Here is a 15,957-nt window from a genome sequence, read left to right as displayed (position 1 = left end):
TTCTTAATAGGATCACTTCTTCAGACGGTAGGTCTGGTGGCACGCACCACAATCGGCACCGAGGGTCTGCATGGCGGTGGTGACGCCTGCCTGATCGGCGGGAAGGCTGGCGAGGACCTTGTCCGCATCGGCACCGAGCTTGGCGGCCTTGGACTTGAAGTCATCGAAATTTTCCCAGATCGCGGGTGCCGCAGCACTGCCGGTCTCGCTGCCCGGGGGAAACTGGTCGGGGAAAGCCTTGGCGTTGGTGCTGATGGTCGTCACGGCAGCCTTTACGGCTTCGGCGTCATAAGGCTTCTGGCCCTTGGAGATGGCAGCAAGCGCCCCCATGGAGCCGCCGATCTGCTTCATCATGCCTTCACGTTTTTCGACTTCGCCGGCAGCGTAGACCGCTCCGGCGCAAAGACAGCCGAAAAGCATGGCCGCCGCGATGGTTTTCAGTTTCATACACTCTCTCCTTGATTCCGGCAGATGCCGAACGCGCGATAACGGCGCGAGGATGCCCTTTCCGCATGGCGAAAAGAAGTCACATTGCAGTGAATTTCCCCAAGAAAACAGAAGTCTAGGAGAGTGCTTCCCAAAGCGTAACCAGGGCTGCGGCAATCAGCATGAAACCGGCGGCGCGGCCGATGAAAATCGTGGCGGCAGGCGAGGAAACGAGCCATGCCCGGCTTTTATCCGCCGTCAGCGCCAGAGCGCCATAGACCGTGAACTGCGTGATGGCCACCATCGCGCCCATTACCAGCCCCTGCATCCAGATTGGACCATAGTCGGGTTTGAGGAATTGCGGATAGATCGCCATCATGAAGAGATAGGCTTTCGGATTGGAAAGGCAGGTGAGCACGGCCCGCCAGAACGCCTTTCTGACAGAGGCGCTCGCCTGCGCCTCATCGCCATTGACGGTGATGGCGCTGCGCATCAGCCCGACGCCGATCCAGACCATGTAAGCGGCGCCGGCGACCAGCAGCGGCAGGAACAGCGACGGCATCCAGGCGGCAAGCATGCCGACGCCCAATGCACCGTAAAGTGAATGCACCATGCCGCCGGCGCTCATGCCGCTTGCGGCGGAAAGCCCGGTTCTTTTGCCACCCGTCAACGCACTTGCCAGCACGAACAGCATATCCATGCCCGGCAGGATGATGATGCCGAACAGGACCAGAAAGAAAAGCCAGAGATTTTCGGCGTAACTCATGTCAGTATCTCCCAAAACAGTTTGCGACACATTCGGGAAAACTCATGTTTCTCAATGTGTTTTGCTGCTTATAGGAAAAGCCAACTGACAGCGTTGTGTCAGTTGCGTTGGGAAACCACCGGGAAAAACGGCAATGCGCAAGGCATCGAGACTGTTCGAGATCATCCAGATCCTGCGGGTGGCGCGCAGGCCGATCACCGCGCAGACCATTGCCGAGGCACTGGAGGTCACGGTGCGCTCGGTCTATCGCGATATTTCGGCTCTTCAGACCATGCGCGTGCCGATCGAAGGCGAACGCGGCGTCGGTTACATCCTGCGTCCCGGCTTCAACCTGCCGCCACTGATGTTTTCCATCGAGGAGACGGAGGCGATCGTGCTTGCACTCGCCATGGTCGCGCGCACTGGCGATACCGAATTGCGGCAGGCGGCCAAAAAGGTCAGCGACAAGATTGCTGCATCCCTGCCCGAACCCCTGTCGAAAACCCTGTCGGCCAATGCCCTGCACGCCTGGGGCAGCATCGCGCCCTCACCCGCCGGCGTCGATCTTGCCGTGGTCAGGCGGGCGGTGCGCGACGAGGAGCGGTTGGACATAACCTATGGCGATGAAACCGGCACCGAGACCCGGCGACAGATCCGGCCCATCGCCATGATCTATTATTCGGAGACGACCAATATCGTCGCTTGGTGCGAGCTCAGGCAAGCGATCCGCAATTTCCGCTCCGACCGCGTTCTGACCTGCAAGACAACCGGCAGCTTTTTCAAGATGGAAGGCGAAAGGTTGCGGCAATTGTGGATGAGCGGCTGGCAGAGCAATCAGCTGGGAACTTCGGAACGAACGACGAATCAAGCCGGCGCGTAAAGCTACTGATTTAGCGCGTCTTTCAACCTTCGTTCTGTGTCGGGGCCTCCGTCTCAACCGTCATTCCTGTGACAGGGACAGTAATGACGGTTGAGAGGGTGGTGCTGACTTCAAAGCACGGCAGCGTTATGCCGCAAATGCTCAAGCACCCTATCCTCCTCCCGCCCGAAACCGCGGATGACGATTCGGTCGGCAAACACATCGGCAATGGCGAAGGTGTTCTGGTCGGGCGTATCCACCATGCCCTTAAAGTTGACGAAGTGAGTGTTGCCCTGCACCCCGTAATTGCCCTCATGATTATGGCCGCTGAACCATGCGACGACCGAAGGGTGTACATCCAGAAGATCGAGGATTCGAGGCGCGTCCCACATATTATGGGCGTTGTTCGGATAGACCGGATAGTGGCAGAGAATGACCACTTTTTCACCCGCCGCATCCGCCTTTTGCAGAACGGTCCGCAGCCATTCGAACTGTTCGTCGCTGAGCGACGCATTCCAGTCCTGCGCATTGATCGCACCCACCTCTTGCAGGCGCCTCAGACGCTCTTGCGCCAGCGTGCGGCGCGGATCGCCCGGCGGCGGGGCAAACAGGCTGACCTCGTTGCCGTCAAGCACCACGAAACGTATCTCACCGATGGTGAAATCGTGCCAGGGCGACGCCATGCCGAGGCGGGAATGGATGGCGGACAGGTGTTGGGCGGCAACGGCGAAATCGTGATTTCCCGGCAGCATCACCGAAGGGTGGCGAAGCTGCTCGTAGACGCCAAGGATCGCATCGAAATTTTCAAAACCGCGATCGATGATATCGCCCAGCGTTACCACGAAGGCCAGTTCCTCGCGATTGAAGGCGTCGATCGCTTCGCCAAGCTTTTTCGGGCTTTCGGCATAATACCGGCCCATATCCGGGCGGGGTTCGGCATCGGCATATTGGGGATCGGCAACGATGCCGAATGAGAAGAGCGGTGTGGTTTTTTCAGTCATGATGCGCCGCGATAAACCGGGCGGATGACAGGCTTGTGACAAATGGGAGCGACACGCTGGATTGTCGACCTCAAAAGCAGAACACCCGGCCTTTGGGGGCCGGGTGCTCAGAAAATTACAATCCGCAAAACTTACTTGGAAGCGGCTTCGTAACGCTCCAGGACGTAGTCCCAGTTGATGAGGTTGTCGACGAAGGCTTCGAGGTACTTCGGACGCAGGTTGCGGTAGTCGATGTAGTAGGAGTGTTCCCACACGTCGACGCCAAGGATCGGTTCTGCGCCATGAACCAGCGGGTTTTCGCCGTTCGGGGTCTTGGAGATTTCGAGCTTGCCGTTCTTGACGGAAACCCATGCCCAGCCGGAGCCGAACTGCGTGGTGCCGGCAGCGATGAAATCAGCCTTGAACTTGTCGTAACCGCCGAGATCGGAGGCGAATGCCTGTTCCAGCTTGCCCGGCAGCTTGTTGCCGCCGCCGTCCTTCTTCAGCCACTTCCAGAAATGGACGTGGTTGTAATGCTGGGCAGCATTGTTGAAGAGACCAGCATTGGTGCCAAAGGACTTCTTCACGACTTCCTCAAGCGAAAGGTCGGAAAGACCGGCTTCCGCCGCCAGCTTGTTGCCGTTGTCGACATATGCCTTGTGGTGCTTGTCGTGATGGAACTCGAGCGTCTCGCGCGACATGTATGGTGCAAGCGCGTCGTAGTCGTAGGGGAGTTCAGGAAGTTCGAAGGCCATGGTTTTTACTCCTTTTTGCAGCGGGTTACCGCTCCTAGAAACCGTGTGAGCGGACCATAGGAGCGAACCTCTGTTTGGGCAACCTGTGAAATATCAAAATGTTCCGACAAAAGAGAAAATTCCTCTCAAGCCAGCCGCCACCACATTTGTTTCACAACCCTGGCGTACTGTTTTCCACCCTATCGGTTCGCTTTTGATGAAATTGCAGGAAGGAAATTCCATGACCCGCCCCATGATCCATCGCGCGCTGCTTCTCGCCGCCTTCTCCTCGCTGGCGCTACCCGCCGCCGCATCGTCTGACGATGCGTGGAAGGAATTCGTGGCGGATGTGCAGACGGCGTGCCTTGGCGCCGGCAAAGACATGATCGAGGACGCCAAGGTGGTGGTCGATCCGGTGGGCAGCGAGAATTATGGCCTCGCCGTCCTCACCGGCAAGGCCAAGGGCGCGGATGCGACGATCAGCCATATCTGCGTTTACGACAAGAAGACCAAGGCCGTCGAACTCGGCAGCGAGCTTGCCAGCGATACGCTGAAGGTTGAAATCCCCGGCTCTACCAAGCCCTGAGGTTTCAGAAACGGGGCGTGGTGTCGCCATCGCCCAGCGCGCGCTGCATCAGCACCGTGTCCAGCCACTGGCCGTGTTTCCAGCCGATGGACTTGAATGTGCCGACATGCTCGAAACCGGCGGCGCGGTGAACCCCGATGGAGGCGGCGTTGGCGCTATCGCCGATGACCGCAATCATTTGCCGGAAGCCGCGCGAAGTCGCATCCTCGATCAGCGCATCGAGCAGCTTGCGGCCAATTCCCATGCCCTTCATGGCCGGATCGATATAAACGGAATTCTCCACAGCAGCACCATAGGCCGGGCGCGGACGATAGGCGCCGGCATAGGCATATCCGGCTATCTTTCCGTCGATTTCGGCGACGAGATAGGAGTAGTTGCCTTCTACCAGCAGTCGGCGGCGCTCAAGCATCATATCCACGCTTGGCGGATCGATCTCGAAGCTGGCGCGGCCATGCAGCACGGCATCCCGATAGATTTCGGTAATGGCTGGAATATCCGCCTCCTCGCAGGGGCGGATGGTAAGGCTGGAAATTGTGGGAAGGGTCATTCTCGTGTCCTGTGGTCATTCACGGCATTATTGTGCATTGCGGCTCAGTCAAAATAAAGATTATCTGTCTTATACAAACGATAAGGTTTTCTTTGATGATGGACCTCGATCTGCGGCAGGTGCGCAGCTTCATGGATGTCGCCGATCTCGGCAGCTTTTCCGCCGCAGCCGACAAGGCGGGGCTGACGCAGCCGGCCATCAGCCTGCATATCCGGCTGCTGGAAAAGCAGCTCGGTGTGCGGCTGATCGAACGGGTCGGCAGGCGCGCGCAGCCGACGGCGGCGGGCCGGGACTTTCTCATCCATGCAAGACGGATTGCGGAAGAAGTGGCGCATGCCATCGATACCGTAGCCCCTCATCGCAGCGGCGTGACGGGACGCCTGCGCATCGGCACGGGCGCCACCGCCTGCATCTATCTTCTGCCGCCAGTGCTGGGCAAAATCCGCCAGGTGATGCCGGGGATAGACATCGTCGTGCAGACCGGCAATACCCACGATATACTGAGGCTTCTCGAAGCCAATACGATCGATGCGGCGGTGGTGGCCCTGCCGGCCAGCGGCCGCAGCCTCGATATCAGCGACATCCATCTCGATGAACTGGTTGCGGTTTTCCCGCTTGGCACCATCAGCGACGCAACAATCCTGAATGCCGAGACGCTTTCGACACAGCCATTGCTGCTTTACGAGGGCGGCAATACGCGCAAGCTCGTGGATCAATGGTTTTCGGCAAGCGGCCGCACCGTGCAACCCGCCATGGAACTGGGCAGCGTCGAGGCCATCAAGAAACTGGCCGGCGCGGGCCTTGGCCTTGCCATCGTGCCACGCATGGCGATGGAGCATGAAGGTGCTGCATCGGGGCTTGAATGGCGCTCGCTCGAGCCGCCGCTCGAACGGCGGATCGCCCTTGCCCTCAGACGCGACAAGCACATGACCGCGCCACTAAGGGCGCTCGCTGCTGCATTGCCAAACCTGCAGAAACGATGAAGCCCGTGTCCGTTTCGGACGCGGGCTTCGATCTGTTGATGCTTGCGACTTTTTTATATCGTCATGCCGGGCTGGATCCGGCATCCAGCCACGGCGCGTCTGCGCCGTGAGAAGCGTCGTACGCGATCAGAGAACCGATCGCGCTGGACCCCGAAGCCAAAGGCAATCTCGTCCTCAGAACTCAGTCCAGTCATCACCCTTCACGGCCAGCGCGGCATTGCCACGCGAAGCGGTGACCGGGCGGGATCTGGACGGCTGGGAGACGGGTGCGCGTGCGGGGCTTGCCTCTCGCATGTGCCTTGCCGTCTCGCGCAATGCGGAGGTCTGCTGGCCAAGTTGGAACTGCGCCAACAAAGTCTGGAGATTGGCACATTCCTGCGCAAGACCCGCACCGGCCGCATTCATTTCCTCAACCATCGCGGCGTTCTGCTGCGTAGCCTGATCCATGTGGTTGACGGCGGTGTTGACCTCGGAGAGACCGGCGGACTGTTCCTGCGCCGCGGTGGCGATGGCGTCCATATGGGTGTTGACGGACAGTACGAGCTGCTCGATCTCGGAAAGCCCGACGCCAGTATCGGCGACAAGCTTCACGCCCTCACCCACCGCAACGGCTGACGTGTTGATGAGCTGCTTGATTTCCTTGGCGGCCTTGGCGGAACGCTGGGCCAGTTCGCGCACTTCCTGTGCAACGACTGCAAACCCTTGCCCGCATCGCCCGCCCGCGCCGCCTCGACGCCCGCATTCAGCGCCAGAAGGTTGGTCTGGAAGGCGATTTCGTCAATAACACCGATGATCTGGCCGATCTGGCGCGAGGAATGCTCGATGCGTTCCATGGCGGAAACGGCATCGCGCACCACCTTGCCGGAAAGATCGGCCTTTGCCCTTGCCTCACGCACCGTGTCGCGCGCATCGCTTGCCCGCTTGGAAGTGGCCGAAACATTGGCGGTGATCTCTTCCAGCGCGGCAGCGGTCTCTTCCAGAGAGGCAGCCTGCTGCTCCGTGCGGCGGGAGAGATCGTCCGATGCCGACGAAACCTCGTGAGCGCCGCCATTTACCGTCTGCACGGACTGGCCGACACTTGTCAGCGCTTCGCGCAGTTGAACGACGGAGCTGTTGAAATCGTGCCGCAGCGCCTCGAATTGCGGTGCGAACGGCGTGGCGATCTCGCAGACCATGTCGCCGGAAGCGAGACGACGAAGACCGCCAGCCAGCGAACCCGTGGCCTGATTGAGCCTTTCTTCGGCCTCGGCCTCGGCGCGCTGCTGCAACTCGATACGGTCCCGCTCGGCCCGCTCGCGGTTGGCCAGGGCTTCGGATTCCAGCTGCCTGTTGCGGATTGCCGCCTCGCGGAAGATTTCCACCGCGCGGGCCATCTCGCCGATCTCGTCGCCGCGTTTTGCGCCGGCGACATCGATCGAAAGATTGCCGCCCGAAAGCTCCATCATCGCGTTGGTCAGGCGGCTGATCGGCCGGGTGACGCGGCCGACGATGACAGCAAGCGAGAGGATACAGAGCGCCAGTGTCGCGATGAAGACGACGAGATAGATCATCGCATCGATGAAGGCGTCCTGTTTGGCCTGTGCGGCATTTGCGTCGAGAACATCCATGGCGGCAGAAGCGATTTTCGCAATCGTGCCGAGGTTTTCGGTGACGGTGGTGCGCCAGCTGTCCATGGTGAAGGCAGGCGTGCGACCATTCATGAGATCGTCGATGAGCTTGGCGCGCTGCGTGCTGAAATCGCCCTTGAAGTAAGTCTTGTCCGCCGTGGCGTAGATATCCTTGAGCGATTGCGGCGTCGATTCATGCGTAACCAGATCGCCGGTCGCTTTCCAGGCGAAAGCCGCACCGGCATCGAATGCGCCAAGTTGCTGCATCTCCTGCGCCGTCAGTGGACGGTTCTGGGCAACGGCAGCGTTGAGAATGACGGTGGCGCTGCCGCCAAGGGCACGGGCAGACCAGCCGTAGGAGCGCAACTGGATCAAACCGGTCTGGCCCTGATCGAGAGAGCGAACAGTGCCTTCAAGCGCCGTCGAACCCGCCTCGAGCGAGGCGAGGAAATCGCCGCCGAGCGCCATGACCGTCTTGTCGAGCCCGCCTTCGCGCCGGTCGAGCGGCAGCGAAACGTTGGCGTCAACCTTCTTTCGCAATTCGACGAACTGCGCGTAGACATCTTTCACGCGCTTCAGCGGTGCCTGAAGCTGCGTGTCTTCAAGCGACGAAGACTGCGTGAGGAATGCCGTCATGGCAGCATCCACCTTCTGGCGTGCGGCCTGCACGCTGGCGACGCTGCCCGTCGATTTCGACGGATCGAGCGTCAGTGCCGTGGCGCTGTCGCCGCGTTCACTGCGGAAATTCAAAAGAGCGTTGAAAAGAAGCTTGTCGAGCGAGACGAGTTGCGCAACCTCTGAAAAGGTGCCGGCGCGATTGGCCGACCGCCACAACTCGTTGCCGACCAAACCGGCCAGCGCGAGGCTGATGGTAAGAAAAAATCCTACAAGTACATTACGAATGCTGAAAGACATCTGGCGGCCCTCGTTAGCCGGAAGGGAAGATGCTGCAAACTACGGGTGGTTTGTCTAAAATTGGATTAAATTCCCCTCAGTTTTCGCGGGAAAATACTGCACTGCAAAAACAAAAGGCCACGGCAAGCCGAACGCCTGCCATGGCCCTGATCGAAATACCTGTCAGCTTTGCCCACCAGACAGAAAATCACATTCGATTTTCGTCCGTAACGATGCGCAGATTAAAGAGAGTCAGAGCGTCCGGCAGGACGCACGGCGCTCTAGACGTCTGCGCCGAGACGTGCCCAATCCATGTAAAGATCGAGCGCCTTGCGGGCGACCGGACCTGCCTGCAATGCGCGGTCATCCAGTTTCACAACAGGGGAAACCTTGGAATAATTGCCCGAGCAGAAGATTTCATCGGCCCCGCGGAAATCCTCGACCGACAGGGTCGCTTCGCGCACTTCGAAACCGGCCTGGCGCAGAAGGCCCATCACCCGCGAACGGGTGATGCCGGCAAGGAAGGTGCGGTTCGGAACCGGGGTGAAGACGACGCCGTCCTTGACCATGAAGACGTTGGACGATGCCGATTCAGCGACATTGCCGTTCATGTCGCACATCAGGGCGTTGTCGAAACCGCGTGCACGGGCTTCCAGAATGGCGCGGCCGCTATTGGGGTAAAGGCTACCGGCCTTGGCATCCGTCATCGCGGTTTCCGGTGAAGGACGGCGCAGCGGCGAGACGGTGAGTGTCAGCGATGCACCGGCATTCATCGGCGCTTCGAAAAGGCACAGCGCAAAACGGGTGGAATTGGCATCGGGCGCGACGACGCTGCCCGGCGAACCGTGTTCTGCCCAATACATCGGCTTGATGTAGATTTCAGTCTTGCCGTCGAATTTATTGACGCCTTCCAGCGCCAATGCCTCAATCTCTTCCGCCGTCATGGTCGGCTTCATGCCCATGTTGATGGCCGAGCGGTTGACGCGCTGGCAATGCAGATCGAGATCGGGAGCCACGCCATCGAACCAGCGCGCGCCGTCAAACACCGTGGAGGCCAGCCACATGGCATGCGAAGTCGGGCCGATGAGCGGCGGATTGCCGGGCAGCCATTGACCATCAACATAGGTCCAGGTGGTTGATCGGGGTGCGGTATCGACGGTCATGACTGTCTCCTGTCTTGAGCATCTCCGCCTTTCTGCAAAAAGCGAAAGAGCTCCATCTTTTTCGTCCTGCCACATTGCCGTACGCAAAACCGCTCCGCACTTTTGCTGGCAATGCTCTGAAATCGGCGGGAGTGAATGCCTCTGACCCGGTGAGGTCAAGTTTTAATTGCCGCCATGTCTTATTTTGATGGAAAATAACAAATGCATGCCCTGACAAAGACGTTTTGTGAGGCGAAACAAAAGGTTGATGAATAGATCCATCACAATAATTCATGCATTGGATGATGGCGGGGGGATTTCGCCCATGCGATGCTGGCAGTCTGACGGCGCTTGCAACGCCCTTTACAATTCTTGTTCGCCGATCCGAATGCAACACGTCAGCAGGAGAAAATCATGGCATGGTCCGCCCAGCAATATCTGAAATTTGAAGACGAGCGGACACGCCCGGCAAGGGATCTTCTGGCGCAGGTGCCGCTGGAGCGCGTGCTGAACGGTTACGATCTGGGCTGCGGCCCGGGCAATTCCACCGAGCTTTTGACCGATCGTTACGGCGTCAACGTCATCACCGGCATCGACAGCGACGACGACATGCTGGAAAAGGCGGCGGACCGGCTGCCCAACACCCGTTTCGGCAAGGCCGATCTCGGCAACTGGCGGCCCAGCCAGAAGGCGGACCTGCTTTATGCCAATGCGGTGTTCCAATGGGTGCCGGATCATCTTGCCGTTCTTTCGCAGCTGATGGACCAGCTGGAAAGCGGCGGCGTTCTTGCCGTGCAGATGCCTGACAATCTGCAGGAGCCGACACATCGCGCCATGGAGGAAACGGGAGCAGACGGCCCCTGGAAGGACAAGTTTGCGGATGGCAAATTACGCCGCAAACCCCTGCCCGCGCCATCAGCCTATTTCGATGCGCTGACACCGAAATCCGCGCGGGTGGATGTGTGGCACACCATCTACAACCACCCCATGAAGGATGCGGAAAGCATTGTGGAATGGGTGAAGGGCACGGGTCTGCGCCCCTATCTTGCCGCCGCCGCCGAGGAACACCGCGAGGCCTTCCTCAACGACTATACCAGGCGCATCGCAGCCGCCTATCCGCCCATGGCGGACAGCCGGCTGCTGTTGCGTTTTCCGCGCCTGTTCGTGGTGGCGGTGAAGAAGTAGCGTAGTTTTCGCCTCCCCTCATTCCTGTGCCTGTCACAGGAATCCAGCCAGCCCAAGTCCTTGGGCTGAAAAGGCTCTCTCGCCGCGCAGACGCGCGGCGGCTGGATTCCTGTGACCAGCACAGGGATGAGGAGAGCTTAGAGTACGACATGGCTACGACACTATTTAGCCAATCGGCCTCAACGCATTATCTCTAACCCGCGAAGGCGTAGACCCTCAGACGATGGCCGTCGGGGTCGGCCGCAGTGAATGTGTAGCCGAAGTCCATCGTGCCGGGCTGCTGCAAAATGGCGATGCCCTTTGTCTTCCAGTCGGCGAAGGCTTCATCCACCTGCGCATCACTTTCGACGCGGAAGGCAAGCTCGCCGCCACCGCCCGTTAACGATGCCTTCGGCTCCACCGTATGCCTCGACCAGAGGCCGAGCTTCATGCCGTTTTGAAGCACGAAGAGGGAGAATGTCGGAGAGGCTTCGACCGGCTCTGCGCCGAGCAGGGCTTTATAAAATTCCGTGCTGGCCGGCGGGTTGTCGACGTAGATAATGGTGAAATCGGGGTGGGTCATGGCTGTTCTCCTTGAGTTGCGGATGAACAGGTTCTAGCCTCCCGTGCTGTCAGTTTTTGTCAGCATGATTTTGTTGCCGTCGCTGTTTTTCCCGCTCGCGCCAGTCCTTCAGCAGGGACTGGCGGCGGCGGGGATAACGCTTGTCCAGAGGGTTGAAGCTCTCGATGCGGTCGGCCCGGAAACTGCGGAAATCCTGCCGCGTCTCGCACCATGCCAGCACCACCCGCACCAGATCGAAAAAAGCGAGCGCGAAGGGCCAGATCACCCGCTCCGTCAATTCTCCCTTCTCGTCGCGATAGGTCATCACGACCTTGCTCTCCTTGCGAATAATATCGCGAATGGCGGCGAGATCGACGTGGATGGTGGCCATGGCCTGCCCGGGGCCGACAAGCAGGGTGGAATTATCGAGTTCCTCACGCAGGGCATCGGGCAAAACGGCGGCGATCTTGACGAGTGCGGCGCGGGCGGCCTGCGCCAAGCCCTCATCGGCACGGCCCGCGACCCATCGCGACCCGAGCACAAGCGCCTCGATCTCCTGCTGCGAAAACATCAGCGGCGGCAGCAAAAAACCGGGACGCAGCACATAACCCACACCCGCCTCGCCCTCGATGTCAGCACCCTGCGCCTGAAGCGTTGCTATATCGCGGTAAAGCGTGCGCAGGCTGACGCCGGTTTGAGCGGCCAGCGCCGTACCGCTGACCGGCATGCGGTGGGCGCGCAGGATCTGCAACAGATCAAGAAGCCGTTGTGAGCGCGACACGCGTGGTTCCTCCACATTCCGATCATGCCATCTACGACGTTTCACCATCGACTGGTAGCCTCGCGCACAGCGCCTCGCAATGGCGAGACGCTTGAAACCAATGGCGCTGACACCAGTTAATAAAAGACCGCTTCCCCATCCGGCAGTCCTTGCCGGCCATGTTTGCAATAAACAGGAGAGACATGCATGTATGACGTCAACGCGAATGGCGCGAACATTCCCGCCCTCGGTTTCGGCACCTTCCGCATTCCGGAAGAGGATATCAGGCGCATTTTGCCGGAGGCGCTGAAACTCGGTTTCCGCCATGTCGATACGGCGCAGATCTACAAGAATGAAGGTGCGGTTGGCGAAGTGATCGCGAAGTCCGGCATTTCCCGGCACGATATTTTCCTGACCACCAAGGTCTGGGTGGACCGCTACCGCCACGCTGATTTTCTCGCCTCCGTCGATGAAAGCCTGCAAAAGCTGAAGACGGATTATGTCGATCTACTGCTGCTGCACTGGCCTAAAAGCGATGTGCCGCTGGCGGAAAGGATCGGCGCGCTGAACGACGTGCGCAAGGCCGGAAAGGTGCGCAATATAGGCATTTCCAACTTCAACGTGGCGCTGACGGAAGAGGCGGTCAAACTCTCCGACACGCCGCTTGCCACCAACCAGATCGAATACCATCCCTATCTGGACCAGACGAAGGTGATTGCGGCCGCGCGCCAACACGGGCTTTCGGTCACTGCCTATTATCTGATGGCGGATGGCAAGGTGCCTGATGATTCGGTTCTGAAGGATATTGGTGCGAGGCACGGCAAGACGGCCGCACAGGTGGCGCTGCGCTGGGCAGTGCAGCAGCCGGATGTCGTGGCGCTTTCCAAGACCGCAACCGAAAGCCGCCTCAAGGAGAATTTCGACATTTTCGATTTTGCGCTCTCGGAAGAGGAAATGCAGGCGATCCACGCGCTTGTCAAACCCGATGGCCGCATCGTCAACCCCGGTCACCTCGCACCCGACTGGGACGATTGACTGCGTTGAGCCCGGTCCGGTCTCACCGCTGCGTCAACGCCAGTTTCGCCCCGAGCGCCACAAACGCGGCGGCGAAACTGCGTCTCAGCCAGTTGAGCACGGCCGGGCGTGCCACAACCTGCCGCCTGACCGAGGCGGCAAAACAGCCGTAAAGCGCAAAGACCAGAAACGTCATGACCATGAAGATCAGCCCGAGATCGACCATGCTCCACGTCGGAGAAACCTCCTCCGGCGCGATGAATTGCGGCAGGAAAGCAAAAAAGAAGATCGACAGTTTCGGGTTCAGGAGATTGATGAGGATCGCCTCACCGATGACCCGCCCTGCCTTGCGGTGCTCCTGCTTGTCGTCGATCTTCAGCGCCCCATCTTCCCGAAGCGTGTTCCACGCCATGTAGAGCAGGTAGGCGACACCCAGATATTTGATCACGCCGAAGGCAAGGGCGCTCGCATGCAGAATGGCGGCAAGTCCGGTGATGGCGGCCAGCAGATGCGGCACGATGCCGAGCGTGCAGCCGAAAGCCGCGACGACGCTCGCCTTCGACCCTTGGGACAGGCCGGCGGCCAGCGTGTAAACCACGCCTGTTCCGGGAGAAGCGGCGATGATCAGGGATGTGATGAGGAATTCGGGCGTCATGGTTTCTGCAAGTCCTGTTGAACGGAGGACAGGAGCTTGACTGTGTCCGGCGCGGGGGTCTTGGATGAAATTGCAGCGTTGAGGCTTGGAGGCTCGCGTCTGTAGCCCTATTACCCCAACCTGCCCTACGAAACCGCTGCCCTATACGCCGCAGGCGTCACCCCGAACTGCCGTGCGAAAAACCTGTTCAAATGGCTCTGGTCGGAGAAACCGGCGAAAAACGCCACATCGGCGGGTGGAGCACCCTTGGCCAGCGCACCCCGTGCCAGATGCAGGCGTCGCTGCAAAAGGTAGCTGTGCGGCGTCAGCCCCGTGGTCTTGCTGAAGGATCGCAGGAAGCGGAACTGGCTCATGCCGGCCTCCTGCGCCAGATCGGTTAGGCGCAATGGCCGGGCAGGATCGTCATCGATCCTGCTTTTCGCCCGCCTTATGCTATCGGGCGCTGCCGTCTGGCGTGGTGTTGCCACTGTTTCCATTGCACCCACGAGCAGCATAAGGAGGGTCTCGTCGCAGCGAAGGGTGTCACCCGGGCGATCAGTTGCCGTCACGGCTGAAAAAAGCGCGCGGAACCGGTCTGCCAGAGGCCTGATGTCGACCGGATAGGCGAATTCGAAAAAGCCGTGATCCTTTTCGATAATATCGGTAATGGCGGCCTGCACGATATCGATGTCGAGATAGATCATCCGCCAGGCGCGCCCGCCCTCTCCCAGCGGAATGCCGTCGTGAACCTCACCCGGATTGACGGTGATGACATGGCCGGCTTCAGCCTCCACCATGCCGCGCCCGCTCAGCGATTTCTGTGCGCCGCGCTCCACAAGGCCGATGCCGAACTGGTCGTGCATGTGACGTGGAAAAGAGCGGTCGCTATCCGCAACCACGGCAGCAATACCGGGCATGGCGGTTTTCGGCATGAGGAATTGACGACTGCCCATGAAAAGCTGGCGCTCCCTTTAAAGAGCGCCACGCTATCACAGGCGATGCCTCCGAGACAGGGCCGGGCCTTTACGGATGCATGCCGTTGACCATCGAAAACACCTGATCAAAATTGCCGTTCTGCGCGGCGAAACGTAGCGGCTTGCAGCGTTCCACAACCACTTCTTTCTCATCCGGGCGACCGCCGAGAATGTCCATCACTTCCGAAATGAAGGCCTCGAGCGGCATGGCTCTTTCGTCGCTTGCCTGGCCTTCCCCCATCAGCGTCGTCTGCACATAGGGCGGCACGATTTCGATAACCTCAACCGAGGTTTCTTTCAGCTGTTCGCGAAGTGCGACCGAGTAGGCATGGATGGCCGATTTGGTGGCGCTGTAGGTTGGGGTGACCACCATGGGCACGAAGGCCAAGCCGGAGGATACGGTCAGCACTGTCGCTTCAGGCTGCTTGAGGAAATGCGGCAGCAACGCCGCCGTCAGGCGAATGGGCGCCAGAAGGTTGGTGGCGATGGTTTCCTCCGCCGTATCCAGATAGTCCGGGGCCGAGGAGATGTCCTCCGGCCGCATGATGCCGGCATTGTTGATGACGGCGTTGAGCGTCGGATGTGTCTTGATGAGATTGTCGGCGAAAGAGCGGATGCCTTCGGCGTCGGTCGCGTCCATGACCATCGCGGCCATGCCGGGATTGGCGGCCGTTACCTCATCCAGCACATTCTGGCGGCGGCCGGAAATGACGACCTTGTTGCCCAGCCGGTGAAACGCTTCCGCCAGCGCCCGGCCGATGCCGGAGCCGCCACCGGTGATGAGAATGGTGTTGCCTGTCGTTTTCATCGAAAAATCCTTTGCCTGTTGGATGACGGGAAATTAGCGGCTATACTCTCCATTCGTAAGTAGGCACCCAAAAGAATTATACTTACCCAAAGGAGAGTGTGAGATGAAACGGTATGCCGCCGATCCCATGATCGAGAACAGGCGCAAGTCTCCGCCGCCCACGGAAACCGATCCGGTCATCGAGGCGCTGGTTGAGGATATCATCGCGAAAGTGGCGGACAAATGGACGATGCTGATCCTTGAGGTGCTGGAAGAGCATGGCACGCTTCGCTTTACGCAGATCGGCAGGCTGGTCGGCACTATCAGCCAGAAGATGCTGACGAAAACGCTGAGGCAGATGGAAAGCGACGGACTGGTGCGCCGCACCGTGCACCCCGTCATTCCACCGCATGTGGATTATGGCCTCACGTCTCTCGGGGAGACCCTTGGCAGCGCCTTTTGCGGCGTGTGGATATGGGCGGAAACCCACCATGCGGAAATAGAAGAGGCGCGGCGCCGGTTCAATGAACAGCCGCCGCGCCCCGCTATCGAATAAAAT

The 15,957-nt window shown here is 59.7% G+C and carries 17 protein-coding genes and 1 pseudogene; 6 read left to right on the top strand and 12 right to left on the bottom strand.

Annotation, left to right across the window (positions count from 1 at the left end; all coding sequences use genetic code 11):
* Window positions 1-12 precede the first annotated feature (12 nt).
* Together ACZ5A6_RS02895 and ACZ5A6_RS02890 are read right to left on the bottom strand one after the other, a co-directional pair.
* A complete protein-coding gene (locus ACZ5A6_RS02895; protein WP_035197982.1) occupies window positions 13-447 on the bottom strand; it encodes a c-type cytochrome in 435 nt (144 codons plus the stop codon).
* 115 nt (window positions 448-562) lie between these two features.
* Window positions 563-1,192: a LysE family translocator gene (locus ACZ5A6_RS02890; RefSeq protein WP_003511960.1), complete on the bottom strand. Its 630-nt coding sequence runs from the start codon at window positions 1,190-1,192 to the stop codon at window positions 563-565.
* A 133-nt stretch (window positions 1,193-1,325) separates the two neighbouring features.
* Between ACZ5A6_RS02890 and ACZ5A6_RS02885 the strand changes: the two genes are divergently transcribed.
* Entirely contained in the window at window positions 1,326-2,051 is a 726-nt protein-coding gene (locus tag ACZ5A6_RS02885; RefSeq protein WP_174061548.1) for a helix-turn-helix transcriptional regulator, read from the top strand.
* Window positions 2,052-2,161: 110 nt separating this feature from the next.
* On the opposite strand, the gene ACZ5A6_RS02880 is transcribed toward ACZ5A6_RS02885, so the two are convergent.
* Both ACZ5A6_RS02880 and ACZ5A6_RS02875 read right to left on the bottom strand, forming a co-directional pair.
* Window positions 2,162-3,031, bottom strand: coding sequence for a metallophosphoesterase (locus ACZ5A6_RS02880; RefSeq protein ID WP_174061549.1), 870 nt, complete (start codon window positions 3,029-3,031; stop codon window positions 2,162-2,164).
* 131 nt (window positions 3,032-3,162) lie between these two features.
* Complete coding sequence (locus ACZ5A6_RS02875) at window positions 3,163-3,765, bottom strand: superoxide dismutase (protein ID WP_003511955.1); 603 nt, start codon at window positions 3,763-3,765, stop codon at window positions 3,163-3,165.
* Between the two features lie 220 nt (window positions 3,766-3,985).
* Here ACZ5A6_RS02875 and ACZ5A6_RS02870 point away from each other — a divergent pair, with 220 nt between their 5' ends.
* Entirely contained in the window at window positions 3,986-4,330 is a 345-nt protein-coding gene (locus ACZ5A6_RS02870) for a hypothetical protein (RefSeq protein WP_174061550.1), read from the top strand.
* Window positions 4,331-4,334: 4 nt separating this feature from the next.
* Here ACZ5A6_RS02870 and ACZ5A6_RS02865 read toward each other — a convergent pair whose 3' ends face one another.
* Window positions 4,335-4,877: a GNAT family N-acetyltransferase gene (locus ACZ5A6_RS02865; protein ID WP_019564126.1), complete on the bottom strand. Its 543-nt coding sequence runs from the start codon at window positions 4,875-4,877 to the stop codon at window positions 4,335-4,337.
* 95 nt (window positions 4,878-4,972) lie between these two features.
* On the opposite strand from ACZ5A6_RS02865, the gene ACZ5A6_RS02860 reads away from it, so the two are divergent.
* The gene (locus ACZ5A6_RS02860) at window positions 4,973-5,860 is read left to right on the top strand and encodes a LysR family transcriptional regulator (protein ID WP_065661254.1); all 888 of its coding nucleotides are present in this window, start codon (window positions 4,973-4,975) and stop codon (window positions 5,858-5,860) included.
* A 174-nt stretch (window positions 5,861-6,034) separates the two neighbouring features.
* Here the strand turns inward: ACZ5A6_RS02860 and ACZ5A6_RS02855 are convergent.
* Window positions 6,035-7,302, bottom strand: a pseudogene (locus ACZ5A6_RS02855) (methyl-accepting chemotaxis protein).
* Window positions 7,303-8,642: 1,340 nt separating this feature from the next.
* Window positions 8,643-9,524, bottom strand: coding sequence for a branched-chain amino acid aminotransferase (locus ACZ5A6_RS02850; protein ID WP_065688097.1), 882 nt, complete (start codon window positions 9,522-9,524; stop codon window positions 8,643-8,645).
* A 393-nt stretch (window positions 9,525-9,917) separates the two neighbouring features.
* Between ACZ5A6_RS02850 and tam the strand changes: the two genes are divergently transcribed.
* A complete protein-coding gene (tam, locus tag ACZ5A6_RS02845; RefSeq protein ID WP_141193601.1) occupies window positions 9,918-10,688 on the top strand; it encodes a trans-aconitate 2-methyltransferase in 771 nt (256 codons plus the stop codon).
* A gap of 193 nt (window positions 10,689-10,881) precedes the next feature.
* Here tam and ACZ5A6_RS02840 read toward each other — a convergent pair whose 3' ends face one another.
* On the bottom strand, window positions 10,882-11,250 hold the full coding sequence (locus tag ACZ5A6_RS02840) for a VOC family protein (protein ID WP_113291411.1): 369 nt from the start codon (window positions 11,248-11,250) through the stop codon (window positions 10,882-10,884).
* A gap of 49 nt (window positions 11,251-11,299) precedes the next feature.
* Complete coding sequence (locus tag ACZ5A6_RS02835; RefSeq protein ID WP_111783243.1) at window positions 11,300-12,010, bottom strand: helix-turn-helix transcriptional regulator; 711 nt, start codon at window positions 12,008-12,010, stop codon at window positions 11,300-11,302.
* 186 nt (window positions 12,011-12,196) lie between these two features.
* Here ACZ5A6_RS02835 and ACZ5A6_RS02830 point away from each other — a divergent pair, with 186 nt between their 5' ends.
* The gene (locus tag ACZ5A6_RS02830) at window positions 12,197-13,024 is read left to right on the top strand and encodes an aldo/keto reductase (protein ID WP_174061551.1); all 828 of its coding nucleotides are present in this window, start codon (window positions 12,197-12,199) and stop codon (window positions 13,022-13,024) included.
* Between the two features lie 22 nt (window positions 13,025-13,046).
* On the opposite strand, the gene ACZ5A6_RS02825 is transcribed toward ACZ5A6_RS02830, so the two are convergent.
* The 3 genes from ACZ5A6_RS02825 to ACZ5A6_RS02815 form a co-directional block, all read right to left on the bottom strand.
* Window positions 13,047-13,658: a LysE family translocator gene (locus tag ACZ5A6_RS02825; protein ID WP_173992406.1), complete on the bottom strand. Its 612-nt coding sequence runs from the start codon at window positions 13,656-13,658 to the stop codon at window positions 13,047-13,049.
* 125 nt (window positions 13,659-13,783) lie between these two features.
* Window positions 13,784-14,590: an AraC family transcriptional regulator gene (locus tag ACZ5A6_RS02820; protein WP_174061552.1), complete on the bottom strand. Its 807-nt coding sequence runs from the start codon at window positions 14,588-14,590 to the stop codon at window positions 13,784-13,786.
* A gap of 70 nt (window positions 14,591-14,660) precedes the next feature.
* Window positions 14,661-15,419: an SDR family oxidoreductase gene (locus ACZ5A6_RS02815; protein WP_038490216.1), complete on the bottom strand. Its 759-nt coding sequence runs from the start codon at window positions 15,417-15,419 to the stop codon at window positions 14,661-14,663.
* 103 nt (window positions 15,420-15,522) lie between these two features.
* Between ACZ5A6_RS02815 and ACZ5A6_RS02810 the strand changes: the two genes are divergently transcribed.
* Window positions 15,523-15,954 carry a winged helix-turn-helix transcriptional regulator gene (locus ACZ5A6_RS02810; protein WP_013635666.1) on the top strand — a complete coding sequence of 144 codons (432 nt, stop codon included), beginning with the start codon at window positions 15,523-15,525 and terminating at the stop codon, window positions 15,952-15,954.
* The last annotated feature ends 3 nt before the right edge of the window (window positions 15,955-15,957 follow it).

The sequence above is a fragment of the Agrobacterium sp. 6Ca8 genome, assembly GCF_055382765.1.
This window is presented reverse-complemented; position numbering and strand designations above follow the sequence as displayed.